At 72.4% G+C, this 23,120-nt stretch carries 19 protein-coding genes and 1 riboswitch; of the genes, 9 read left to right on the top strand and 10 right to left on the bottom strand.

Features of this window, described 5'->3' with window-relative positions:
• The first annotated feature begins 77 nt into the window (after positions 1-77).
• Complete coding sequence (locus tag OG870_RS42465; RefSeq protein WP_327692061.1) at positions 78-1,961, top strand: phospholipase C; 1,884 nt, start codon at positions 78-80, stop codon at positions 1,959-1,961.
• Between the two features lie 117 nt (positions 1,962-2,078).
• Here OG870_RS42465 and OG870_RS42460 read toward each other — a convergent pair whose 3' ends face one another.
• Together OG870_RS42460 and OG870_RS42455 are read right to left on the bottom strand one after the other, a co-directional pair.
• A complete protein-coding gene (locus OG870_RS42460; protein ID WP_266526653.1) occupies positions 2,079-2,903 on the bottom strand; it encodes an MIP/aquaporin family protein in 825 nt (274 codons plus the stop codon).
• Positions 2,904-3,130: 227 nt separating this feature from the next.
• The gene (locus tag OG870_RS42455; protein WP_266587065.1) at positions 3,131-3,715 is read right to left on the bottom strand and encodes an Rv1733c family protein; all 585 of its coding nucleotides are present in this window, start codon (positions 3,713-3,715) and stop codon (positions 3,131-3,133) included.
• Between the two features lie 279 nt (positions 3,716-3,994).
• Here OG870_RS42455 and OG870_RS42450 point away from each other — a divergent pair, with 279 nt between their 5' ends.
• From OG870_RS42450 to OG870_RS42435, 4 genes are all read left to right on the top strand, one after another.
• The gene (locus OG870_RS42450; protein ID WP_266526659.1) at positions 3,995-5,080 is read left to right on the top strand and encodes a WD40/YVTN/BNR-like repeat-containing protein; all 1,086 of its coding nucleotides are present in this window, start codon (positions 3,995-3,997) and stop codon (positions 5,078-5,080) included.
• A gap of 73 nt (positions 5,081-5,153) precedes the next feature.
• The gene (locus tag OG870_RS42445) at positions 5,154-5,831 is read left to right on the top strand and encodes a uracil-DNA glycosylase (protein ID WP_266526662.1); all 678 of its coding nucleotides are present in this window, start codon (positions 5,154-5,156) and stop codon (positions 5,829-5,831) included.
• A gap of 65 nt (positions 5,832-5,896) precedes the next feature.
• Positions 5,897-6,880 carry an N-acetylglucosamine kinase gene (locus tag OG870_RS42440; RefSeq protein WP_266588569.1) on the top strand — a complete coding sequence of 328 codons (984 nt, stop codon included), beginning with the start codon at positions 5,897-5,899 and terminating at the stop codon, positions 6,878-6,880.
• Between the two features lie 95 nt (positions 6,881-6,975).
• Positions 6,976-7,899, top strand: coding sequence for a sirohydrochlorin chelatase (locus OG870_RS42435; protein ID WP_266526665.1), 924 nt, complete (start codon positions 6,976-6,978; stop codon positions 7,897-7,899).
• 257 nt (positions 7,900-8,156) lie between these two features.
• Here OG870_RS42435 and OG870_RS42430 read toward each other — a convergent pair whose 3' ends face one another.
• Positions 8,157-9,191 (bottom strand): lactonase family protein, encoded by a 1,035-nt coding sequence (locus tag OG870_RS42430; protein ID WP_266587063.1) that lies wholly within the window; start codon positions 9,189-9,191, stop codon positions 8,157-8,159.
• 109 nt (positions 9,192-9,300) lie between these two features.
• Positions 9,301-10,794, bottom strand: a complete 1,494-nt coding sequence (locus tag OG870_RS42425) for an FUSC family protein (RefSeq protein WP_266587061.1) — start codon at positions 10,792-10,794, stop codon at positions 9,301-9,303.
• A 206-nt stretch (positions 10,795-11,000) separates the two neighbouring features.
• Between OG870_RS42425 and OG870_RS42420 the strand changes: the two genes are divergently transcribed.
• Positions 11,001-11,477: an Lrp/AsnC family transcriptional regulator gene (locus tag OG870_RS42420; RefSeq protein ID WP_266526675.1), complete on the top strand. Its 477-nt coding sequence runs from the start codon at positions 11,001-11,003 to the stop codon at positions 11,475-11,477.
• 240 nt (positions 11,478-11,717) lie between these two features.
• On the opposite strand, the gene OG870_RS42415 is transcribed toward OG870_RS42420, so the two are convergent.
• Entirely contained in the window at positions 11,718-13,106 is a 1,389-nt protein-coding gene (locus OG870_RS42415) for an FAD-binding oxidoreductase (protein WP_266587059.1), read from the bottom strand.
• Between the two features lie 107 nt (positions 13,107-13,213).
• Complete coding sequence (locus OG870_RS42410) at positions 13,214-15,817, bottom strand: ATP-binding protein (protein ID WP_266526681.1); 2,604 nt, start codon at positions 15,815-15,817, stop codon at positions 13,214-13,216.
• Between the two features lie 121 nt (positions 15,818-15,938).
• Between OG870_RS42410 and OG870_RS42405 the strand changes: the two genes are divergently transcribed.
• Positions 15,939-16,871 carry an alpha/beta fold hydrolase gene (locus tag OG870_RS42405; protein WP_266587057.1) on the top strand — a complete coding sequence of 311 codons (933 nt, stop codon included), beginning with the start codon at positions 15,939-15,941 and terminating at the stop codon, positions 16,869-16,871.
• A gap of 69 nt (positions 16,872-16,940) precedes the next feature.
• On the opposite strand, the gene OG870_RS42400 is transcribed toward OG870_RS42405, so the two are convergent.
• From OG870_RS42400 to OG870_RS42385, 4 genes are all read right to left on the bottom strand, one after another.
• On the bottom strand, positions 16,941-17,792 hold the full coding sequence (locus OG870_RS42400) for a TIGR03943 family putative permease subunit (RefSeq protein WP_266587055.1): 852 nt from the start codon (positions 17,790-17,792) through the stop codon (positions 16,941-16,943).
• Positions 17,789-18,826 (bottom strand): permease, encoded by a 1,038-nt coding sequence (locus OG870_RS42395; RefSeq protein ID WP_266526690.1) that lies wholly within the window; start codon positions 18,824-18,826, stop codon positions 17,789-17,791. Before OG870_RS42395 ends, OG870_RS42400 begins: the two co-directional genes overlap by 4 nt.
• A gap of 79 nt (positions 18,827-18,905) precedes the next feature.
• Complete coding sequence (locus OG870_RS42390) at positions 18,906-19,775, bottom strand: hypothetical protein (RefSeq protein WP_266587053.1); 870 nt, start codon at positions 19,773-19,775, stop codon at positions 18,906-18,908.
• Between the two features lie 63 nt (positions 19,776-19,838).
• Positions 19,839-20,600 (bottom strand): LysR family substrate-binding domain-containing protein, encoded by a 762-nt coding sequence (locus OG870_RS42385; RefSeq protein ID WP_266587051.1) that lies wholly within the window; start codon positions 20,598-20,600, stop codon positions 19,839-19,841.
• A 58-nt stretch (positions 20,601-20,658) separates the two neighbouring features.
• Here OG870_RS42385 and OG870_RS42380 point away from each other — a divergent pair, with 58 nt between their 5' ends.
• Both OG870_RS42380 and OG870_RS42375 read left to right on the top strand, forming a co-directional pair.
• Positions 20,659-21,063 (top strand): DUF5997 family protein, encoded by a 405-nt coding sequence (locus OG870_RS42380; protein WP_266587049.1) that lies wholly within the window; start codon positions 20,659-20,661, stop codon positions 21,061-21,063.
• Between the two features lie 223 nt (positions 21,064-21,286).
• Positions 21,287-21,461, top strand: a riboswitch (cyclic di-AMP (ydaO/yuaA leader).
• An 8-nt stretch (positions 21,462-21,469) separates the two neighbouring features.
• Positions 21,470-22,873 (top strand): NlpC/P60 family protein, encoded by a 1,404-nt coding sequence (locus OG870_RS42375; RefSeq protein ID WP_266587047.1) that lies wholly within the window; start codon positions 21,470-21,472, stop codon positions 22,871-22,873.
• Positions 22,874-23,120 lie beyond the last annotated feature (247 nt).

The following is a 23,120-nucleotide window of genomic DNA, read 5'->3' as shown; positions in this document are numbered from 1 at the left end:
GTCCTGGCCACGGATATACGGATACGCCGTGGGCGACGGAATTCAGTGGACGCAGTGCTCTCGGAAGGCGAGACAGCATGATCGGCACAGGCAGAACCTCAAGGGCGTGGCGCGGGTTGACCCGTGCGGGTGCCCTGCTCGGCGCGGCCGCCCTGGCGAGCGCGGGCGGGGCCGTACCGGCCTCGGCCGCCGCCGGCCACGGCCACTCCGGCACGCACACCGCGACCCCGATCAAGCACCTGGTGGTGATCTACGACGAGAACGTCTCGTTCGACCACTACTTCGCCACGTACCCGAAGGCCGCCAACACCGACGGCACCCCCTTCAAGGCGGCGGCGCGCACCCCGAAGGCCGACAACCTCCTCAACTCCGGGCTGCTGAAGAAGAACCCGAACCTCTACAAGCCGAAGCGTCTGGCCAACTCGCAGGCCATGACCTGCGACCAGAACCATTCCTACGGCCCCGAGCAGTACGCGGCCGACGGCGGCAAGGCCGACAAGTACGTCGAGAACACCGAGGTCAACAAGTGCACCGGGCTCTTCGGCGAGCCCGGCCTGGTGATGGACTACTACGACGGCAACACCGTCACGGCCCTGTGGAACTACGCCCAGCACTACGCGCTGAACGACAAGTCGTTCAGCTCGGTGTACGGGCCCTCCACCCCCGGTGCGCTCAACCTGGTCTCCGGCCAGACCCACGGCGTGATCTCCGTCGACCCGGCCACCGGCACGGAGAACCCGAAGCAGACCTCGACACCGGACCCGTACGCCGTGGTCTCCCCCAACGCCAAGGGCGTGGGCACGGTCATCAACGACCCGGACCCCGCCTACGACGACTGCTCGGACAAGGACCACACCGCGACGAGCGCGCTGGCGTCGATGCAGGGCAGGAACATCGGTGACCTGCTCAACGCCAAGGGGGTGAGCTGGGGCTGGTTCCAGGGCGGCTTCCGGCCCAGCACCGCCTGGGACGGCAAGCAGGGCGACTACGCGAAGTGCGACACCACGCACACCAACGTCGGCGGCGCCGCGTCCGTCGACTACAGCCCGCACCACTCGCCGTTCGAGTACTACAAGTCGACGTCCAACCCGCACCACCTGGCCCCGAAGAGCATCGCCGAGATCGGGCACAACGGCCGGGCCAACCACAACTACGACCTGACGGACTTCGACGCGACCGTCAAGGCCGGCAACCTGCCCGCGGTGAGCTTCCTGAAGGCGGCCGAGTACCAGGACGGCCACGCCGGCTACTCGGACCCGACCGACGAGCAGCACTTCCTGATCAAGGAGATCAACGCGCTGCAGCGGTCGCCCGAGTGGAGGTCCACCGCGGTCGTGCTCGCCTACGACGACTCCGACGGCTGGTACGACCACGTCGCCGCCAAGGTGCTCAACGGCTCAAAGAACTCGACCACCGGCTCCAACGGCAAGGCCCTCGACGGGCCGGCCTGCCAGTCCGGTCCGGCCGCGGCCGGCGGCTACGCGGACCGCTGCGGCCCGGGCACCCGGCAGCCGCTGCTGGTCGTCTCCCCGTACAGCAAGGTCAACGCGGTCGACCACACCCGTACCGAGCAAGCGTCGATCACCAGGTTCATCGAGAACAACTGGCACACCAGCCGGATCGGTGACGCCTCCTTCGACCAGCGCGCCGGCTCCCTGACGGGCCTGTTCGACTTCCGGCACCCCAACAACAAGCAGGTGCTGCTGAACACGGACGGCTCGGTCAAGTCGGTGAAGGGCATCCCGCACCACAGCGGGACGGCCACCAACACCTCGGCCCACGGCGCCTACCCGCCCTACGTCCACGACCTGAGGGCGCAGAACGTGGCCGACACCGGCTCCGCCTCCCCTGCGCTGCCGATCGCCGTCGCCGCCGGTCTCCTCACGGCCGGCGCGACCGGCACCGCGTTCGCCCTGCACCGCCGCAGGCGGCGCCCGGGGCAGCCGACCGCGGCCCACTAGCACCCGCGCGTCGATCGGGTTACTCACATCGGACGGGCCGCGGGCACTTCGCCCGCGGCCCGTCCCACTTGTCGGAACCACTCGGAGCTACTTGGAGCTACTTGGAGCCGCTCTGAGCTACTTGGTCTCGCCCTCCGGCGACGGCACCCGGCCGGGCTCCTGCGGCTCCTCGCCCGTCAGATACGGCGTGATGAACACCTTGTAGATGGCGGCACCGACCACGCCGCCGATCAGGGGCCCGACGATCGGCACCCAGAAGTAGATGTTGCCGTACTGATCTCGCCATGCCGTGCCGTATCCGGTGAGGAAGCTGGCCAGCCGCGGCCCGAAGTCACGGGCCGGGTTGATGGCGTATCCGGCGTCGCTGCCCCAGGCCATGCCGATCGCCACGACCAGGAAGCCGATGATGAGCGGGGCCATGTTGGCGCCGGGCGGGGTGTTGAGCACGTCGGTGATCGCGAAGATGAGCAGCACCAGGATCGCGGTGCCGATCACCTGGTCGCGGAGGGCGCCCCACTCGCTCACCGGCAGGACACCGTTGCCCGGGAGTGTGGAGAAGACGAACTGGGTCTTGATGGTGTGGCCGGGGTCGACCTTGGCCAGGACCTCGGAGTAGTTCCAGCGCACCAACAGCGCGGCCACGAAGGCACCCACGGTCTGTGCCAGCACGTACGGCATGACCTTCTTCCACGAGAAGCCCTTGAAGCAGGCCAGGGCCAGGGTGACGGCCGGGTTGAGATGCGCACCGCTGAGGCGGGCGGCGACGTACACGCCGAGCGTGACGCCGAAGCCCCAGGCCCAGGCGATGCTGTCGTGGTCACCGAGACCGGCGGCCACCACCTGGGCCACCACACCGCAGCCGAAGAGAATCAGGATCATGGTGCCGAGGAACTCCGCCGACAGTTCGCCGACCAGTTCTCTTCTGGACGTCTGCTCCGCCATGAGGCACCGCCTTCCGCCAGAAATGGTTGTGTTCGCGAGGGTAGTTGTCCGACGCGAGGCGTCCAGGGGCCCAGCATCAACTGGAGTAACCGCTACCTCTTCCGCCCTGGGACCGGCACCCGTGGGCGCCGACGCGAGGCATCACTAAGACGATGGCACACGGGCCGTCAGCCCGCAGCGCGACGCGGTGTCGCCGTGCCATCGTCAGGTGCGTGCCGTAGTCGGCGTCAGCTCGTCTTGCGGCCCCACAGCGGGCCGAAGCGGGCCCACTCCGTGTCCCACTGGGCCATGCGGCGGCGTTCCAGACGGCCGCACAGGAACCGGCCGCCGACGAAGGGAACCGCGGCGGCGCTCACGCCCACCAGCGCGCCGATCAGCGAGGACCGCAGCTGGGCCTGCGAGGCGGTGGCGGGCCTGGAGACCAGATGGCCCTGGGGATCGGTCCAGATGGTGACCGCCGCGCCGACGCTGCTGCCTGGGCGGACCCGGACCTGACCCGTGTGCGTGGTGCCGTTCGGCGCGGTCCAGCGCACCTTCCCCCACACCTTCTCGCCGCTCGACGTGGCGGAGTGGCCGGACGTCGTGCCCGGGGCTTTCTCCGTGAGCCGTGCCGCGACCTGCCGCCACTCGACGCGCTCGCGGGCCAGCCCGTCCTCGACGGCCCCGGTGGCCGTGAGACCGGCGAGTACGCCGGCCAGGACGGTGACCAGCCAGGCACCGAGCACGACCCATGCCTCCACCGCGTCGGCGCGACGCCTCAGCGGGTTGCGCCGCCAGCGCCACAGCCACACCTTCGGACCACGGAACGCCATCGAAGGCTTCCTCCTCCTGCGCGCACGACCATCCCCCGACCTCCATCCCATACGGGCCAAGGCCGCCGGATGCTCAGGTCGAGTCCCCCGACTCGACGGTCCCATGTGTCACCTGCTCTCGCGGGCGTCTTCGTAAACGCGGCCGGTTGTCGCCGCCTCAACCCGGCTCCACTGCCCTGACCTGCGGTGACCGCGATTCCAGAGGTGACTGTCAGTGGCGGGGTGCAGACTGGCCGATGTCTGGGGCAAAGCCGCAAAGACACAGCGGAGGTGTTCGGCATGACCGAGGTACTGCTCGCCGTGGGCACGCGCAAAGGCCTGTTCATCGGGCGTCGGCGCGGTGGCACATGGGAGTTCGACGACAGCCCTTACTTCAACGCACAGGCGGTGTACTCGGTCGCCGTCGACACCCGCGGGGACCGTCCGCGTCTGCTGGCCGGCGGTGACAGCGCCCACTGGGGCCCGTCCGTCTTCCACTCCGACGACCTGGGCCGCACCTGGACGGAACCGACCCGGCCGGCCGTCAAGTTCCCCAAGGACACGGGGGCTTCGCTGGAGCGGGTGTGGCAGCTGCACCCGGCGGCCGCGGAAGAGGACGTGGTGTACGCGGGCACGGAGCCGGCCGCGCTGTACCGCTCCGAGGACCGCGGGGAGACCTTCGAGCTGGTCCGTCCGCTCTGGGAGCACCCCACCCGCTCGAAGTGGGTGCCGGGCGGCGGCGGTGAGGGCCTGCACACCGTGCTCACCGACCGGCGCGACCCGCAGGCCGTGACGGTCGCGGTCTCGACGGCCGGGGTGTTCCGCACCTCGGACGGCGGCGCGAGCTGGGCACCCTCCAACTCCGGTGTCTCCGCGGTGTTCCTGCCCGATCCGAACCCGGAGTTCGGGCAGTGCGTGCACAAGGTCGCACGGGACGCGGCGAACCCGGACCGGCTGTATCTGCAGAACCACTGGGGGGTGTACAGAAGCGACGACGCGGGCGCGCACTGGACCGACATCGGCGAGGGCCTGCCGTCCACGTTCGGCTTCGCGGCGGCCACGCATCCCCACCGCGGCGACACGGCGTACGTGTTCCCGATCAACGCGGACGCGGACCGGGTACCCGCCGACCACCGGTGCCGGGTCTTCCGCACGGCCGACGCGGGCAAGAGCTGGGAGCCGCTGACGGCGGGCCTGCCGCAGGAGGACCACTACGGGACGGTGCTGCGCGACGCGATGTGCACCGACGGCGCCGACCCGGCGGGCGTGTACTTCGGCAACCGCAACGGCGAGGTGTACGCCTCGGCCGACGACGGCGACAGCTGGCGGCAGTTGGCGTCCCATCTGCCGGACGTGCTGTGTGTGCGGGCGGCCGTGGTCGGATGAGTTCCACGGGGGGATCGCGCGGCCTTGGCCACTGGTTGATCTCCGCTGCCCGTACGGCAGTAGGGTGACGCCCGTGGCACCACGACCGTTGCATGAAATCGTCGAAGCGGGCTGGGCGAAGGCCCTGGAACCCGTCGCCGGACGCATCGCCGAGATGGGTGACTTCCTGCGCGCGGAGATCGCCGCCGGAAGAACCTACCTTCCGGCCGGCGCGAATGTTCTGCGGGCCTTCCAACAACCCTTCGACGACGTACGGGTACTGATCGTCGGTCAGGACCCGTATCCGACGCCGGGGCACGCGGTGGGGCTGTCGTTCTCGGTGGCGCCCGAGGTTCGTCCGCTGCCCGGCAGTCTGCTCAACATCTTCCGCGAGCTGAACACCGACCTGGGGCTCGCGCAGCCGTCCAACGGCGACCTGACGCCGTGGACGCAGCAGGGTGTGCTGTTGCTCAACAGGGCGCTGACCACCGCGCCGCGCAAGCCCGCCGCGCACCGAGGCAAGGGCTGGGAGGAGGTCACCGAGCAGGCCATCCGCGCCCTGGCCGGGCGCGGGAAGCCCCTGGTGTCCGTCCTGTGGGGCCGGGACGCCCGCAATCTGCGCCCGCTACTGGGCAGCCTCCCGTCCGTGGAGTCCTCCCACCCCTCCCCCATGTCGGCCGACCGCGGCTTCTTCGGCTCGCGCCCGTTCAGCCGGGCCAACGACCTGCTGGTCGGACAGGGCGGACAGCCGGTGGACTGGCGTCTGCCGTGACCGGCACGGACGACGGATCGGGTACGGACGCGGAGGGCAACAGAGCGCGGGCGGGCACGACGGGGATCCTCGCGGTCGACTCCGGAGGCTCCGGACTGCGCGTCGCCGTCAAGAACACGGAGCGTGGTCTGCTCGCGGAGCGGGAGTCGCGGGAGCCGGTGCGTACCGGAGCCCGGGGCATCGACCCCGGGCATCTCATGGCCCAACTGGTGCCGATGGTGCGGGCGTTGACCGAGGGGACCGGTGTTTCCGCGCTGAGCGCGGCCGTCGTGGGTGCCGCCGGGCTCGCCACGCTGGGTGACGCCCTGCGCGCCGAACTCCCCGGTGCGCTGGGGCGGGAGTTCGGCATCCGTGCCGTCGCCCTCGCCGCCGACGCCGTCACCGCCTATGTGGGCGCCCTCGGGCCACGTGCCGGTGCCGTGGTCGCCGCCGGCACGGGCCTGATCGCCGTCGGCACGGACCTGGCGCGCTGGCGCCGCGCGGACGGCTGGGGTCATCTGCTGGGCGACTGCGGCAGCGGTGCCTGGATCGGGCGAGCCGGACTGGAGGCGGCTCTGCGGGCGTACGACGGGCGTCCCGGCGGTTCGGCCGGGCTGCTGGCCCGCGCCGAGGAGATGTTCGGCCCGATGCCGGGGCTGCCGGGGCTGCTCTACCCGCGCCAGGACCGTCCTGCCGTCCTCGCCTCCTTCGCGCCCCACGTGGCCGCCTGTGCCGACGGCGATCCGGTCGCCGCGGGCATCCTGCGGGCGGCGGCCGGGCACATGGCCGAGTCGGCGGCCGCGGTCTGCCCGGCCGCGGGAGAGCCCCGGGTGGCCGTCACGGGCGGCCTGTTCAGGATGGGCGACCCGTTGCTCGTCCCGCTGAAGGAGGAGTTGTCGCGGCGGCTGCCGCACGCTGCGCTGGTACCGGCCGCCGGTGATCCCCTGGCGGGCTCGGTGCGGATGGCCGACGACCTCGCGGCGGGGGTGCTCACTCTCCCGGGTGATGAGGCGATGCTGTGTGTGGTGACCGGGACGGGGGACCGCTCCCGGGCCACCAATCTTGTCTGAACCGTACGTAACTCATCAGACAAAAGCGGACGGATACCGCTCACCTGCACCCTCCCCGAACAGGGGAGCCCGTGAAGCCAGTAACATGCGTCGCCATGAGCTCCCCCACTGGGCCCGCGTCCGGCCTGCCAGTACGAATGCCGCGACCTCGCCAGCCCGGGCGGCACCGCCGACCCGAGCCGTTGGCGGCTCCCGAGGGCGCGCCCGCGCTCGTCCTCGCGGTACCGGGCACTCCCGGCGCCGCCACGCGCAGCCTCGCCGAGGAAGTCGTGAGCATCGCCCGCTCCGAGCTTCCCGGTCTGGACGCGCGGATCGGGTACCTCGACGGGGACGAGGCGGAGTTCCCCGCGCTTCAGGCCGTGCTCGCGCACGCCGCCGAGGAGCGTGCGGCCCGCTTCGAGCACGCCAGGGCCGCCGGTCTGGACGTCAAGGAGCCCGAGGGCCCCGTCGCCGTCGTCGTGCCTCTGCTGGCCGGCCCGGACGGCGCGCTGCTGCGCCGTATCCGCCAGGCCGTGATGGACAGCCGCGTCGCGGCCGATCTGACCGATGTGCTGGGCCCGCACCCGCTGCTCGCCGAGGCGCTGCACGTGCGGCTGTCGGAGGCCGGTCTGGCCCGCGCGGACCGGGCCCGGCTGTTCACCGTGGCGACCGCCGCGGACGGCATCATCCTGGCGTCGGTGGGCGGTGACGAGGCCGTTCAGACAGCCGGGATCACCGGCATGCTGCTCGCCGCACGTCTCGCCGTGCCGGTGATGGCGGCGGCGCTGGACCAGGACGGCTCGATCGCGGCCATCGCCGAGCAGCTGCGTGCCTCGGGCTCGCAGCAGCTGGCCCTCGCGCCGTATCTGATAGGGCCGGAGATCGACGCGGGCCTGATCGAGGAGGCGGCCAAGGAGGCGGGCTGCCCGGCCGCCGAGGCGCTCGGCCCCTACCCGGCGATCGGCAAGCTCGCGCTGGCCAAGTACACGACGGCGCTGGGCATCGCCCCGCCCCAGCCACAGGGCGCGCCGGTCCGCTGACGCGCGCGGGCACCAAGTACGGACACCGAAGGGCCCCCTCCACCCAACCGGAGCGGGCCCTTCGGCATACACCTCGCCGCTCAGCCGAACACCACACAGGACACAGCCGGGACCACAAGCAAACCCGCCACGCCCGACACCGCCCCCCACCCCAGCCGCAAGGCCTGCCCGCCCCAGTGCCGCGCACAGCACCACACACGGACACCGAAGGGCCCCCTCCACCCAACCGGAGCGGGCCCTTCGGCATACCTCGTCGGTCAGCCGAAGATCACGCAGGATGCGGCGGGGGCCGTGAGCGCGCCCTCGTAGCGTGGCAGGCCCGTGCCGGGGTCGACGGCGAACCAGGCCACCTCGCCGGAGCGTTCGTTCGCGACGTAGAGGAATCCCGCCGACTCGGCGATCGCGCGGGGCCAGTGGCCGCCGCAGGGGACCGTGCCGACCAGCCGTAGTTCGTCCCCCTCGACGGCGAACGTGGACAGTACGTCCTCACCGCGGGTGGCGGTCCACACGAAGCGGCCGTCGGGCGCGGCGACGATGCCGGACGGATAGGCGTCGCCGGCCGGGCCGTCGGGCAGCACGTGGCGCTCGGTCAGCGGCTCCAGGGTGCCGTCGGCGGCGTCCCAGCGGCAGACGGTGACGGTCGGCGTCAGTTCGTTGAGCACGTACGCGTGCGTGCCGGCCGGGTGGAAGGCCAGGTGGCGGGGTCCGCAGCCGGGGCGCAGGGCGACTTCCCGGTGCAGTTCGAGGCGGCCGTCCGTCAGGGTGCACACCCGGACCGAGTCCGTGCCGAGGTCGACGCTGACGGCCCACCGCCCGCTCGGGTCGGACTGCACCTGGTGGGCGTGCGGCCCCTGCTGGCGCTGGGTGTGCGGGCCCGAGCCCCGGTGCTGGAAGACGTCGGAGGCGGCGCCCGCGAGGGTGCCGTCGGCGCGGACGGGCACCGCGGTGACACTGCCGGAGCCGTAGTTGGCGGTCAGGACGTGGCCGTCGTGGACGCTCAGGTGCGTGGGGCCGCTGCCGCCGACCGGCACCGGTGCACCGGACCTCGCCGGCCGGTTCCCCGTGACCCGGTACGCGGCCACCGCGCCCTCAGCCGTCTCGCTGACCGCGTAAAGGGTCCGCGCGTCGGGCGCCAGCGCCAGGTACGAGGGGTCGGGCACGCCGTCCACGCTGCTCAGGGCGGTCAGGGCGCCGCTGTCCGCGGCCACGGCCGCCGTCACGATCCCGCTGCCTCCCGCTGCCGTGAACGACCCGATGAAGGCCCGTCGTCGCCGCCCGCCGCCGTCTGTCACCGCTGTCCCCTCTCGGTCCTGTGCCGTCGGGGCGACGTTAGCAGTCGATCAATAGCGGTCTAGACCACACCTGTTGGATGTGACCGGGCCGCAATGCGTCGGTCGGTGTTCACGCACCCACGAGCGGTGAGCCCGACGGCGTCCGCAGAGGGGTGGCGAGTTCCATGAGGGCCCGTTCCAGGCCGTGAAGGTGAGCCAGAGCGGGTTCGGCGGCAGGCGAGTCGGTGGTGGCGGGGACCTGGTTGCCGCCGCCTCCCGTGAGCGCCTCGACCGCTGCCTCCACGCGCCAGCAGGCGGCTGCCAGGCGGGCGTCGTGGGAGGCCTCCGGGTCGGCCGCGACGGCGACCAGGCCTCGGGTCTCGCGGGCGCAGTCGTCGAGGAGAGCGAGTACGCGGCGGGCGCGTCGCTTGCGGCCGAGCATCGGGTTGAGCGGGTGGACCAGGGGTGCGACCGAGAACCGCACGCGGCCCAGCAACTGGTCCAGTTCCGCGACCCGTGGCGCCGGGTCGGCCGTCGCGGAACCGGCCAGGCGCGCGGCTGCCTCGGCCGTGCACGCGTGGACGCAGCGCAGGGCGCGCTGGATCCAGACGTCGGTGACGGTGTGCGTGGTGACCGGCAGGACGAAGAGCACGGCGAGTGCGGCACCGAGCGCGCCGACGCCTGTCTCGGCGAGGCGCAGGGCGAGCAGGGCCGGGTTCAGCACGCCCAGGAGGCCGTAGAGGAGTTCGGCGAGGAGCGTGACCGAGAGCATCATCCACGTGTACGACACCGCGGCCGTGTAGAAGATGCCGAAAACGCAGACGGCGAGGAGTACGGCCGTGGGGGCGGCCGCTCCGTGCACGGGGACGGCGATCAACAGGCCGAGGCCGATGCCGATCACCGTGCCGAGGACCCGGCGGAAGCCCCGGACCAGGGTCTCGCCGCGCGAGGCGGTGTTGACGAAGATCCACCAGGTGGCGCCGACGGCCCAGTACCAGCGCTGTCCCGACACCAGCTGGCCCACGACGAGGGCGAAGCCCGCGCCGGCGGTGGCCTGGACGGCCTGGCGCGTGGTGACGCGGGCAAGGCCGGTGCCGGCGGGCGGGGCGGGCACGGGCGCCGGGGGCAGCTGGGCCTCGTAGCACCACAGGCCGAACCGCACGGCGGATGCGGTGAGCAGGGACAGGATCACGGCGGCGTACAGCTCGGGCAGCCGGTCCGTGGTCGCGTGCAGGAACTGCGCCACGAAGAAGGTCATGAACGCGAACACGCCGAGGCTGTGCCCGCGCGGGCCCCAGCGGCGCGCGTACACGCCCACGCCGATGACGGCGAGGAAGGTGAGGTCGCGGGCCACGGGATGGTCGTGCAGCTGGGCCGCGGCGGTGAACACGGGCAGACCGACGGCGGGCAGCAGCGCGGTGGTGACGGCCTGCCCCCGGACCGTGGCGTCGGAGACGGTGAACAGGGCGAGCAGCGCGGCGAGGCCGCCGGTAACGGCTCCGGCGAGGGAGAGTCCGGCCAGATCGCAGACGACGACCGCGAGTCCGATGCCGAGCACGGCCCGCGCGGCGAAACGCAGCCGTGTGCGCCCCGGGTCCGGAGCCACGAACACCCTCTTCAGCACTGCTTTCCCCGCCCCTCGGACCGCGACCGGACCACGGCATGAAAAAGGCGCCGCGGGATCCGCAGCGCCATCGACGTACTCATTGCAGCATCAACACTGCGGCTGGCTCAAGCGCCATCCAATACGCTGGGCCATTGGCACAGACATACCGGACCGGGCCCGTCCACGGGCGAGCCATCGGTCCATGTACGAGGAGGCCGGGCGCGATGGCCGTCGACGAACTCGACACCCGCATCCTGCGGCTGCTGATGGAGCGGCCGCGCACCAGCATGCGCGAGTACGCCCGTGTCCTCGGCGTCGCCCGCGGCACCCTGCAGGCCCGCCTCGACCGGCTGGAACGGGACGGCGTGATCACCGGCACGGGTCCGACGCTCTCGCCGGCCGCGCTCGGACACCCGGTGCTCGCGTTCGTGCACATCGAGGTCACCCAGGGGAATCTGGACGACGTGGGGGACGCGCTGGCCGCGGTGCCGGAGATCGTGGAGGCCTTCTCGATCACGGGCGGCGGGGATCTGCTGACCCGGGTCGTGGCACGCGACAACGCCCATCTGGAGGACGTGATCCAGAAGCTGATCAGCCTGCCCGGCGTCGTCCGCACCCGCACCGAGGTGGCCCTGCGCGAGCGCGTCCCGCAGCGGCTGCTGCCGCTGGTCGAGGCGATCGGGCGGGCGGCACGGAAGTGACGGCGCGCGGCACGGACTTGGCTGCGTGCGGCACGGACTTGGCTGCGTGCGGGGCATTTTTGCAGTGATGAAGGCGATCGCGGGCCCGGCCGGGCGTGCGCGGCGGCCGCGTTCGGGATCGACGCGGCGATCGACCCGGCCGGGGCGCGGGACTGGATCCTGGCGCCGATGAACGGGCGGTGCCCCGTCCCCCGCCCGGGGCACCGCCCGTTCATCGACGCCAGGTGAATGGCGTTCCGGTCAGCTCGGCCGGATGTTCTGGTTGAGGCGGAACACGTTGTCCGGGTCGCGGTCGGCCTTGACCTGGGCCAGGCGGTCGTAGTTGCCGCCGTAGCTGGCGCGGACGCGGTCCTGGCCCTCGTCCATCATCATGTTCACGTAGGCGCCGCCCGCCGAGTACGGGTGCAGGGCCTCGAAGTAGTCGACGGTCCACCGCTTGACGAGGTCCGCGTTGGCCGGGTCGGGGTCGACACCGGCGTAGACGGTGGACCACTGGGCGCCGCGGTAGGCCCAGGGGGTCTCGTCGGGGCCCACGTCGTGGGCGGCGCCGTCGATCGGGTACAGGTGCATGGTCGACTGGACCGTCGGAGCCTCGGCACCGAACTTGGCGTGCAGTTGGACGGCCTCGTCCGGGATCTCGTTGACGAAGTCGGCGCGCCAGTACCACTGGTGGCCCGGAGGGTAGAGCCCGTCGAACATGCCCTGAAGGTCGGGGTGGGGCATCGGGCCGACCGCGTGCAGCATCGGCGTCGGCAGGGCGTCGAGCAGCGGGGCCATCTCGCGTGCGGCGGCCTCGGTGTCGTCTCCGACGTAGCACCAGACGACGCCGGCCGTCTTGCGCATCTGGATGTCCTCGGGGAACGGCGGGGCCGGCGGGACGGTGCCGTACAGGAAGAAGGCGTTGAGCTCGCGCGGGGCGTTCGGGAGGAAGTCCCGGTAGGCGCTGAGGACTTCGGGGCTGACCTCGACGGGCCAGAAGGTCGGACCGGCGACGACCGTGCTGACCTCGTGCAGCCGGAACTCGAACGAGGTGACGACGCCGAAGTTGCCGCCTCCTCCGCGGATCGCCCAGAACAGGTCGGAGTTCTCGTCGGCGCTCGCGCGCACCTGCTGCCCGTCGGCCAGGACGACGTCGGCGGCGAGGATGTTGTCGATGGTCAGGCCGCACCTGCGGGTCAGGTGGCCCAGGCCGCCGCCGAGGGCGAGGCCGCCGACGCCGGTGGTGGACACGATGCCGCTGGGGGTGGCGAGGCCGTGCGGGTTGGTGGCGCGGTCCACCTCGCCCCACACGCAGCCGCCGCCGACCCGGACGGTGCGGGCGGCAGGGTCGACGTAAATGTCCTTCATGGGCGACAGGTCGGCCACGACGCCGCCGTCGACGGTGCCGAGACCGGCGCCGTGGTGTCCGCCGCCGCGGACGGCGAGGGGCAGGTCGTGCGCCCGGGCGAAGCCGATCACGCGGGCGACGGCGTCCGCGTCGGCGCAGCGTGCGAGGAGTGCGGGACGCCGGTCGATCATGGCGTTGTAGACGGCGCGGGCCTGTTCGTAGCCGGAGTCCTCGGGTCCGATCAGTTCTCCGGAGAAGTCGGCCAGTTCCTTGCGCGCTGCCTGGGCCGCTGTACTGGACATACGGATTTCCCCCGTTTTTTTAGGAGACAGGTAGGTCTGTACGTTCTACTCGGGTAGCGCGAGCCCGGGCATCCGTGGGCGTCACCCAGCTCGGGCCCGCGGGATACCTACGTCTCGCGGCCGGCGAGCAGTCCGAGCTGCGCCGCGCGGACGGCGACGTGGCGTCGTGTGGGCGCGTCCAGCTTGTCGAGGACCGCGCGGACGTGGTTGTCCACGGTACGGACGGAGACCACGAGCCGGTCGGCGATCTCGCCGTTGGTCAGGCCCTGCGCCAGCAGCCGCATGACCTGCAGTTGGCGTTCCGTGAGGCCGGCGGGGTTGCCACGGGTGGCGGCGACGGGGCCGCGCGGGACGTGGGGCACGCCGAGCCTGCGCAGCTCGGTGCGGAGCAGGTGGGCCGGCGGTTCGGCGCCCAGGGCGTCGAGCCGGGCCAGGGCGGTGAGCTTGTCGGCGGGCTCCGGGCTCTCCGCGAGCGCGACGGCGTACTCGTACGGGCAGCCCGCCGTGTGCCAGAGGGCCGCGGCGCGCCGCCACTGCCCGCGTGCCTGCAGCGCGTACGGATGCCCCGAGTCGTCCGCCGGGAACGGGGGATGCCCGGCCTTGGTGAGCCAGTAGCCGAGCTCGGCACGGTGGGGGACGACGGCAAGGTCACGGGCCTGCGCGTGGAACGGGGCCACGGCCTCCACCACGGCGTCGAGGTCCCCGCGCAGCCAGGCCGCCTCCGCCAGCGCGGCCGCCACGGGGCCGGTGCGCTGGAGTTCCCGGGTGCGTACGGCGATCTCCCGGGCCTCGGCGAGGAGTTCGTCGGCGCCGGGGCGGCCGCAGCGGGTGCGCACCCGGGCCAGGACGGTCAGTGCCGGGCAGCGTGCGGGCAGGAAGTCGTGGATTCCGAACTCGGCGTGCCGCTCGGCCTCCTCCCAGTCGGCGGCGGCGAGCCGGCGTATGGCCAGCTCGACGTGGAGGTAGGTGAGGAAGCCGAGGTGTTCGGCGCGGTCGGCCAGGTCCATGGCCGGGGTCAGGAAGCGGTCGGCCTCGGTGAACTGCAGGGTGTCGAGCAGGGTCCAGATGAGGTTGGCGTAGGCGCGGCAGGCGTGCTCGACCTCGCCGGCGTCGAGGGCGACCTCCAGGCTCTCCTCCAGCTGGCGCCGCCCGCCGGGGTCGCCGCCCCGCCAGCGGGCCGTGCCCTGGTTGTTGAGGGCGTGCGAGAGGATCCCCGCGTCCTGGGTCTTCTGGGCGAGCACGATGGCGCGCTCGGCGTGCTCGACGGCTTCGGGGTAGCGGTCGGCCAGCATCCGCAGCTGGGCGATGTTGCTGACGGCGAGCGCCAGCAGCCGGTCGTCGCCGGCGTGCTCCAGGACGGCGACGGCCTCGCGGGCGGCCTCCTGCGCCTCGTCGGCGTCCCCGGCCCACCAGTGGATCCTGGACAGCCAGCGCAGGTCGGCGCCGAGGGCGAGGGTGTCGCCGAGGGAGCGGCGCAGGGCCACCGCCTCCCGCTCGGCGGTGACGGCGGCGGCCGAGTCGGCGATGGTGTAGGTCTCCACGGCATAGCGTTCGAGGAGGCCCGCGAGGTCGGCAGGGGCGTAGCGGTGCCGTTGCCGCAGGACGAGCCGCAGCTGGGCGGCGGCCTCGCGGTGGGCGCCCGCCGAGGCGGCGTCCCGGGCCGCGTCGGGGCCGTAGCGGGCGATGGCGTCCTGGTCGCCGGCCTGGGCGGCGTGGTGGACGATGCGGGCCGCGTCGGAGCCTGGCCGGGCGACGAGTGCCGCGAGGACGGTGCGGTTGAGCTCGATGCGCCGGGCCGCGGGCACGGCGTCGGCGACCGCCCGCCGGATCAGCTCGTGCCGGAACGCCACCCGCTCCGGCGCGACGGCCAGCAGCCCGCGCTGCTCGGCCGCGGCGAGGACGGCGACCCCGCCGTTGAGCAGCGCGTCGACCAGCGGACGTTCGACGGCCGAGGGGACGACGGCGAGCTGCTCCAGCGCGTCCACGGTGGCCGGCTCCAGTCCGCGCAGCCGGGCGAGCACGGCCTCGACGACGGTCGGGGGCACTCCCCCGGTGCCGCCTGCGGCGACGACCTCGGCGACGAAGAAGGGGTTGCCCGACGTCACCTCGTAGACCTGGGCGGGGTCGAGGCCGCCGGCCGCGCTGAGCGTGCGGACCGCCTCCAGGGACAGCCGGGCCAGGGGCAGGCGGTGCACGCGTGGCGCGCGGGAGACCTGGCCAAGGAGGTGGCGCAGGGGGTGTCCACGGCTCAGCTCGTCGTCGCGGTAGGTGAGGACCAGCAGGGCGGGCAGCTGTTCCATACGCCGTACGAGGAAGCGCAGGGCGTCCAGGGAGGCCTCGTCGGCCCAGTGCACGTCCTCGACGACGAGTACCGCCGGATGCGGGGTCACGGCAAGCTCGCCGTGCAGGGCCTCGTAGACGCGGTGGCGGTCGCCGCCCTCCGTGACGGCGCGGGCCAGCTCGGCGCCGACGCTGCCGACCAGGTCGCGGAACGGGCCGAGGGGCCGCCGGGTGGCGAGGTCGTCGCACTGTCCGACGAGCACCCGGGCCCCCCTGGGCAGATGCTCCGGCATTGCTCTGACCAGGCTCGACTTGCCTATCCCGGCCTCGCCGAAGACAAGCGCCACCGAACCGGCCCCGTCCGCCGCCTCCTGTGCGGCCGTGGCCAGCTGCTCCAGCTCGGGCTCGCGCTCAAGAATCCCCCGGTCCACGCCGCCGATTCTCCCACCGGCGACGCGCCACGACGACGCGTGCGGCCGGACGATGTCACACTTCGGGGCCCTGGACCCTCTTGAGTGCTGACACCTGGCGGACACGCACGGGAGGCCTTCCATGGACACCGGTACCCGGACCGCGGACACCCGCGAGATCGAACTGTCCGCGGGCACGATCGCCTACGACGACACCGGCGGCGATGGTCCCGTACTGGTGCTGCTGCACGGCCTGATGATGGACGCCTCGCTGTGGGACGGGCCGGTGGCCGGCCTGTCCGCCGACCACCGGTGCGTCGTTCCGACCCTGCCCCTGGGAGCGCACCGCCACCCGATGCGCGCAGAGGCGGAACTGTCGCTGCCCGCGGTGGCGCGGCTCGTCGCGGAGTTCCTCGATCGGCTGGACCTGCGGGACGTCACGCTGGTCGGGAACGACACGGGCGGTGCGCTCGTGCAGTTCGTCATGGCCGACGGCGAGGACCGCGTGGGGCGGGCGGTGCTCGTGTCCTGCGACGCGTTCGACAACTTCCCGCCGGGCCTGACCGGACGGGTCCTGGTGGCCACCGGTCGTCTCTCGCCGCGTCTGTTCGGGCTGTTCATGCAGCAGATGAGAGTGCGGTTCGTGCGCCGTCTGCCGATCGCGTTCGGTTGGCTGACCAAGCGGGGCGACGCGGCCTGCGCGCGCTGGATGCGGCCGGTGCTGGGTGAACCGGGGATCCGCCGGGACGCCGTACGCCTGTTGCGTACGGCGGACCGGGCGACCCGTCGCCTGCTGGAAGCCGCCGCCGAGCGCCTGCCGCTCTTCGACCGGCCCGCCCTGGTGGTCTGGGCGAGCGAGGACCGGGTGATGCCGCCCGAGCACGGCCGGCGCCTCGCCGCACTGCTGCCCCAGGGACGGCTGGTCGAGGTGGACGACGGGTACACGCTGCTCCCCCTGGACCGGCCGGCGGAACTGGCCCGCGTCATCCGGGAGTTCGTCCGCTCCACGGATGCGTCTCGGACGCGGACCACGCCGACCGAGGGCGACCAGGGCCGACCAGGAGCGACCGTGTGACGCCCTGCGGCGGGACGCGAGCGGGCCGGTCGCCGGGTGCAGGTGGCACGGGGCGGACCAGGGCTCTCGTCACGAGGGAGTCAGCGGAAGGTCGTCCGTGAACGCGTTGACGGGCGGCGAGATGCGCTCGGTGCGGTGGATGTCGAGGGCCGCCGTCGCGGACTTCGTGCCGAGCGTGCCGCGCGGGTGCCAGTTTCCGGTGACGGCCAGCCAGGTGTTGGCGGGCGGCGCGGGAGTCCCGTACATCCGCACCTTGACCGACTGGGAGTCGGCCGCGCAGCAGGTGAAGATGATCCGGGTCAGATACCAGCCGCCGTCCGGTCCTGCCGGGGTGACGAAACCGGTCATGCTGATGCTGCGGCCCCTGATGGCCTGTTCCCGGTCCTGCTGGACCCGGGCGGTGAAGTCCGTCAGGGTCAGCGGCAGGGGTGTGGTCGCGGGCAGCGGGTCGAACCGCTGCTCCTGCTTCACGGCCTTGTTGTTCGCGTGCGAGGCCGTGTACGCGCCGAGGGCGGGCGGAGCGTAGAAGAGCAGGCTGAGCGCGGGCAGGAACAGCAGCCAGGCGATGCGGGGGGCGGTGGAGTGGTCGTGCCCGTGATCGTCTTCGTGTCTGTCCTGGTCGTGGGCATGGTCGTGGTCGTGGTCGTGGTCGTGGTCGTGGGCATGGTCGTGGTCGTGGTCGTGGTCGTGGGCATGGTCGTGGTCGTGGTCGTGGTTGCGTCCCTGGTCGTCGCCTTCCGGGTCCATGTGGTCCAGCGCGGCTCCCGCGAGGCCCAGCAGCAGGAGCAGTACGCCGGAGGCGATGAGCACGGGACGCAGGCCCTCTTTGACGTAGCGCAGGCAGAGGTCGCTGAACAGGGCGGTGTGGAGCAGTCCCAGGCCGGTCAGGACGAGCAGGAGGACCTGTACGTGGCGCTTCACAGCAGCGCGCCTCCGATCAGGACGCTCGCGACGACGGCGACGGCCGTGGTCGCGGTGGAGAAGCGGAGCGCGAAGGCCCGGCCGAACGTGCCCGTCTGAAGGGCGATCAGCTTCAGGTCGACCATCGGTCCGACCACCATGAAGGCCAGCCGGGCGGTGGGCGAGAAGCCGGTGAGCGAGGCTGCGACGAAGGCGTCCGCCTCCGAGCAGACGGCGAGCAGGACGGCGAGACCGGCCAGGAAGAGGACCGACAGCCAGGGCGAGCCGGAGAAGGTGTCGAGGACCGAGCTCGGCACCGCCACGTTGAACGTGGCCGCGGCCATGGCGCCCAGCACCAGGAAGCCACCGGCGTGCAGGAAGTCGTGCCGGAAGCCGAGGCGGAACTCCTTCCAGCGGCTGCGCCCCGGCCGGTGCCCGGTGTTCCGGACTGCGGGGCGCAGCCACTCCTCGCGTCCCAGCCAGAGCCACAGCCAGCCCATCGCGGCCGCGGTGAGGAGGGAGGCGACCAGTCGGGCGGCGACCATGGCGGGGTTTCCCGGGAAGGCGACGGCCGTGGCGGTGAGCACGATCGGGTTGATCGCGGGAGCGGAGAGCAGGAAGGCGAAGGCGGCGGCCGGGTTGACGCCTCGGCGGATCAGACTGTTCGCGACCGGCACCGAGGCGCACTCGCAGCCCGGCAGCACGACGCCCGCGACGCCGGCCACCGGGACGGCGAGTGCGGGGCGCCTGGGCAGGATCCTGGTGAACAGGTCGGCCGGTACGAAGGCGTTGATCGCCCCCGACAGGGCCGTACCCAGAAGAAGGAAGGGCAGTGCCTGGACGGTGATGGCCAGACAGACCGTGCGCCAGGCAGCGACAGCGGGCTGGTTCAGCCACCCGCCGCCGGTGAGCACGAGCACCGCCACCAGACCGGCCGCCGTGGCGATGCCGACGGACAGGGGCCATCCGGTGACGTGCCGTCTCGGGTGAGCGTCGGGCGGGGCGACGATCGCCGAGGGGGGCGCCACATCAACCAGTTCATCCGTTTTTTGCATTTTTACTCCGGATGTCGGATTCCGTGGCGAAGATAAGCCAGACCACCTCCCCGCACGGTGCGCACACGCCGCCCGGCGCTCAACCGACCGCGATGTGATCCTCCGAGGACCTGCGCCGGGACATCGCCTCCGGCACCTCGTGCCGGAGGACAGGGACGGCAACCCCGCCGGACGTCCGCCCGCGGCCGCGTCCATGGAACAGCGCCAGGACGATCGCGGCGCCGACCGCTATCAGGTGCTCCCGGCCGGCCAGATTGGGTACGGCGATCGACTCCCACACCATGGACCCGCCGGTGAGCGTGAACACGATGGGAGCACGGCGGACGACGGCGACGTAGGTGAACAGGCCCACGACGGCCGCGGAGGGTCCGGTGTCCAGCACCTGCCCGATCTCACGCGGCAGGCCCAGCCCGCCCCAGCCGGGGCCGAGCGCGATCATCACGCGCACCAGGAGGGTGCCGGCCAGCGTGGTCGCGTACGCGACGGCGAGCGTCCTGGCCCGGCCGAGTGCGAGTTCGGCGAGCGCGAACGCGAGGAACAACTGCGTGATCCCCGCCCACACGGGCAGATCCAGGGCCGGGACGTACAGCGACACCGGCGTGCGCAGCAGGGCCAGCCACCACGGCAGGTCGGCCTTGACGCCGCCGAGGATCCGGACCGCCACGGCACCGGTCGGCCGTTGCGCCAGGGCATGGAAGAAGATGACGCCGAAGGCGGCCAAGAACGCGAGGGACAGTGCGGGCAGCCCGCGCCTTCGGAGTTGCCGCACGGGATCGACCACGATGCCGTTCCACTCGCCCCGCAGCGTGCGCCCCAGGAACACCGCCACCCGCCACGCTTCGCGACGCAGCCGCCCCTGCCCGGAACGGTCTGCCCGGGCGTACGACAGTCCGGCAGCGCGCCCCCTGTCCGCGACACCGCCGGTGCACCGCATCCCGCTGCGCAGCAAAACGCCCCCTGACCAGGTAGAAGTGGTCCACGCCGCACAGGGCGAGACCACTCCGTCCGGGGGCTACGCCCGGCGGCGGGGCTTCCTGCGCTTGGCGCCCTTGGAGACGCCGGATCCACCGCGAGGGTTCCGTCCGGTCGTCTTGGCGGCCGTGGGCTTGCGACGGCCGGAGGCCGTGTCGCCGCCCTTGCCCTGGGACTCCGGCGCAGGTGCCGTGCGGCCCCGGGAGCTGTTGACCGTGCGGCCGCGGACGATGCCGATGAAGTCCTCGACCAGGTCTGTGGTCGCCTCCTCGGGCCAGGCCAGGGCGACGCCCGACCCGGGGCCGTCCACGAGCGGCCGGTAGGTGAGGTCTCTGCGGTGGTGGAGGCGGGCCAGCGACTGGGGGACGATCAGGAGGCCGATGCCCGCCGCCACGAGTTCGACGGCGTCCTCCGTGGTGGCGGGGCGCTCGAAGGCGGGCTCTCCCGGCGGCCGGTCCCAGTCGAAGACGTCGTCGAGCGGATGGAGGACGACCTCCTCCGCGAGGTCCTCGACGCTCACCTCGTCCGCCGCGGTGATCAGGTGGTCCTTGGGGACCATGACGACCGTCGTCTCGGTGTAGAGGGGGATGGCGCTGAAGAACGTACGGTCCACCGGCAGGCGCAGGAGTCCCGCATCGGCGTCACCGGCGCGCAGCACCTCGGACGCCTCGTCGGCCGGTACGGCGAGGAGGGTCAGCGGGATGTCGGGCAGGCGCTCGTTCCAGATCCGCACCCACTTGGCGGGCGTCGCTCCCGGGACGTACGCGAGCCGGAACGTCTGGGATGCTTCCGTGCCTGTCACCCCGCCAGGCTACCGGCCGTGGTCGGAGGTCTCGAACACGCTCGATACCCTGGGCACCATGATGTCGCACCAGACCACCCAGACGATGAAGCCCGCGACCGCGGCGAAGAAGCTGGGTGTGTACCTCGAGGCCACCCCCGCCGAGTTCCGTGAGGGTGTCGTCTCGCGCGCCCAGCTCGACCAGCTCCAGGCCGAGCCGCCCGAGTGGCTGCGCGAGCTTCGGGCCAACGGGCCGCACCCGCGTCCGGTGGTCGCGGCGAAGCTCGGCGTCTCCATCGCGGGCCTCGCACGCGGCGGGGTCACCGAGCCGCTCACCACGGACCAGATCGACGCACTGAAGCAGGAACAGCCCGAGTGGCTGCAGAAGGAGCGTGCCACCCAGGCCGAGGTCCGCAAGGAGGGGGCCCGCATCAAGAAGCGGAACGCCGAGCGCGAGCAGCGGAGCGACGGCCCCCGTTCCTGACTTCTGCTCCTGAGTCCTTACACCTTCCGCGACGCCGTCGGTCCGCGACGGTCGGTCGCCGTCCGGATTCGCTGTGTGCACAACACTCGGATCTGACGGACCGTCACGACGAAGGTCACAAAAGCGTATCGGACATTCCGGCCTTCAACCTTCACACGAGTCGCACAAGTTGGCTAGTTTGGCAGCAGGCCGCACGAGACCCTCCGGCGAACCCCGTCGGGACGCGCGGCCTCCGCCGAGTCCGGTGCGCCCCTGTGGCAGCCGGAGCCGGGGACCCAACCGAACGATGGGGTGAATCGGCCCAACCGCCCGCAAGGGCAAGGGCCGTAGGGCATGCCTTCCGGAGTCGACCGCCCGAACCCGACAGCTAACTCGGTAGGCGGAGTACGGAAGGAGTACGGCTCCCATGGCGCCGGAACGATCGTCGCGTCCAGGAGGCTTCGGCCTTCCCGGTATGCGCAACTCCGCTCTCGCGACCGCTGCCCTCACCTCGGTGGCCCTGTTCTCGCAGACCGCCGACGCCGTACCGATGACGGCGGACGAGGGCCCCAGCCGCGAAGACGTCCGGCAGCGGGTGAGCAGTCTCTACGACCAGGCCGAGTCCGACACCGGCCTCCACAACATCACCCGGGCGCAGTCGGCGAGTTCGCGGGGCCGTGGCGCCCCGGCGAGCGGTGGCCGGACCCGGACGTCGGATCCCGAGATGGACGACATCACCCGGCAGTGGTTCGCCGGGGCGCGCTCGTCACTGGGCCCGACGGTCCCGGCCGTCCTGCCGGCCGACCGTACGCCCTCCCGGCGCACGCCGGCACGCCCGGCTGGACCCCGGCCCGAGAGCGCGGCGGCACCGGCGCCCGAGACCCGTACCGGCCGTGAGCTGGAGCCGGCCGCCCGGCCCGCGCTCGAACTGCCCGCCGGTCAGACCCAGCAGGGTCCGGTGGCCGAGTTGACGGCCGCACCCACGGCGACGCTGCCCGCCGTACCGGCACAGCGGCAGGATTCCTCCACGGCCCCGCCTGCTGCCGCTCCCGAGTCGAAGCAGGCGTCGCTGCGCAGCTCCAAGCAGCACAACCAGCGCAAGATCGCGGCGGCCAGCGAGCTGCTGTACAGGTACACGGCCCGGCAGACTTCCGTGGCGCCGCTGATGGCCGCCCAGTCCCAGCCGCTCCAACTGCCCCAACTCCCCCAGGCTCCCGCCCCCTGGGAGGAGCAGGCGTTCCGCTCGACCGAGGAGGCATGGCGACTGGAGCAGCCGTCGGTACTCGACACGGGCGTGCCGCCGGCCGGGGACTGGCGACTCCAGCCGTCCGTCCTCGACACCGGTGTCCCCGTGGCCGAGGACTGGCAGATGCAGCCCTCGGTACTCGACACCGGCGTACCCGCGGCCGCGGACTGGCAGATGCAGCCTTCCGTGCTCGACACCGGTGTCCCCGTCGTCGAGACACCCGTCGGCACCAAGGCCGACCGGGCCGTGGCCTTCGCCCGTGCCCAGATCGGCAGGCCGTGCCTGTGGGGTGCGGTCGGGCCGGAGTCGTACGACAACGCCGGTCTCACCCAGGCCTCCTGGAAGGCCGCGGGGGTCGCCCTGCCGCGCACCCCGCACGAGCAGGCGAATGCCGGCACCGTGATCCCGCTCGCAGAGAGCCGCCCCGGGGACCTGATCTTCTTCCACGACAACTTCAGCCACGTCGGCCTCTACACCGGCAACGGCCTGATGATCCACGCCCCCGGTCCGGGCTCGGTCATCCGCGAGGAGTCGATCCACAACGCCGGGGAGGCCGCGATCCGGATCGCCGTGCGTCCGGCGTGAGGGTCGGGAACACCGGTCGAGTCGGGACACCAGCAGTCCGCTGAAGTGCGCGGCCGCCCACGGAAGTCGGCGGCCGCGCACTGCTTTGACCTGTGCCGCCGTGCTGCCGGAAGACGGGGTGAGCGTACGAACTCCCACTGTGGGACGAGCACGTTGCAAACCAGCTGAGCCCTCCCCAACCGGACTCCGACGTCGAAGAGTCCACGCCGACGCGTGCCCGCCGAGCCGAGCCCGAGCGGATGAGCGC

The sequence above is a fragment of the Streptomyces sp. NBC_00461 genome (genome assembly GCF_036013935.1).
Classification (GTDB): domain Bacteria; phylum Actinomycetota; class Actinomycetes; order Streptomycetales; family Streptomycetaceae; genus Streptomyces.
The sequence above is the reverse complement of the archived record's forward strand: the minus strand, read 5'-3'. Positions and strand labels throughout refer to the sequence as shown.

What these genes read in the sequence shown, in the direction of transcription:
- OG870_RS42460 (WP_266526653.1), bottom strand. Translation starts at nt 2,903, where the DNA reads ATGGCGGAGCAGACGTCCAGAAGAGAACTGGTCGGCGAACTGTCGGCG.
- OG870_RS42375 (WP_266587047.1), top strand. Translation starts at nt 21,470, where the DNA reads ATGGCGCCGGAACGATCGTCGCGTCCAGGAGGCTTCGGCCTTCCCGGT.
- OG870_RS42380 (WP_266587049.1), top strand. Translation starts at nt 20,659, where the DNA reads ATGATGTCGCACCAGACCACCCAGACGATGAAGCCCGCGACCGCGGCG.
- OG870_RS42450 (WP_266526659.1), top strand. Translation starts at nt 3,995, where the DNA reads ATGACCGAGGTACTGCTCGCCGTGGGCACGCGCAAAGGCCTGTTCATC.
- OG870_RS42415 (WP_266587059.1), bottom strand. Translation starts at nt 13,106, where the DNA reads ATGTCCAGTACAGCGGCCCAGGCAGCGCGCAAGGAACTGGCCGACTTC.
- OG870_RS42465 (WP_327692061.1), top strand. Translation starts at nt 78, where the DNA reads ATGATCGGCACAGGCAGAACCTCAAGGGCGTGGCGCGGGTTGACCCGT.
- OG870_RS42420 (WP_266526675.1), top strand. Translation starts at nt 11,001, where the DNA reads ATGGCCGTCGACGAACTCGACACCCGCATCCTGCGGCTGCTGATGGAG.
- OG870_RS42405 (WP_266587057.1), top strand. Translation starts at nt 15,939, where the DNA reads ATGGACACCGGTACCCGGACCGCGGACACCCGCGAGATCGAACTGTCC.
- OG870_RS42455 (WP_266587065.1), bottom strand. Translation starts at nt 3,715, where the DNA reads ATGGCGTTCCGTGGTCCGAAGGTGTGGCTGTGGCGCTGGCGGCGCAAC.
- OG870_RS42395 (WP_266526690.1), bottom strand. Translation starts at nt 18,826, where the DNA reads ATGCAAAAAACGGATGAACTGGTTGATGTGGCGCCCCCCTCGGCGATC.
- OG870_RS42435 (WP_266526665.1), top strand. Translation starts at nt 6,976, where the DNA reads ATGAGCTCCCCCACTGGGCCCGCGTCCGGCCTGCCAGTACGAATGCCG.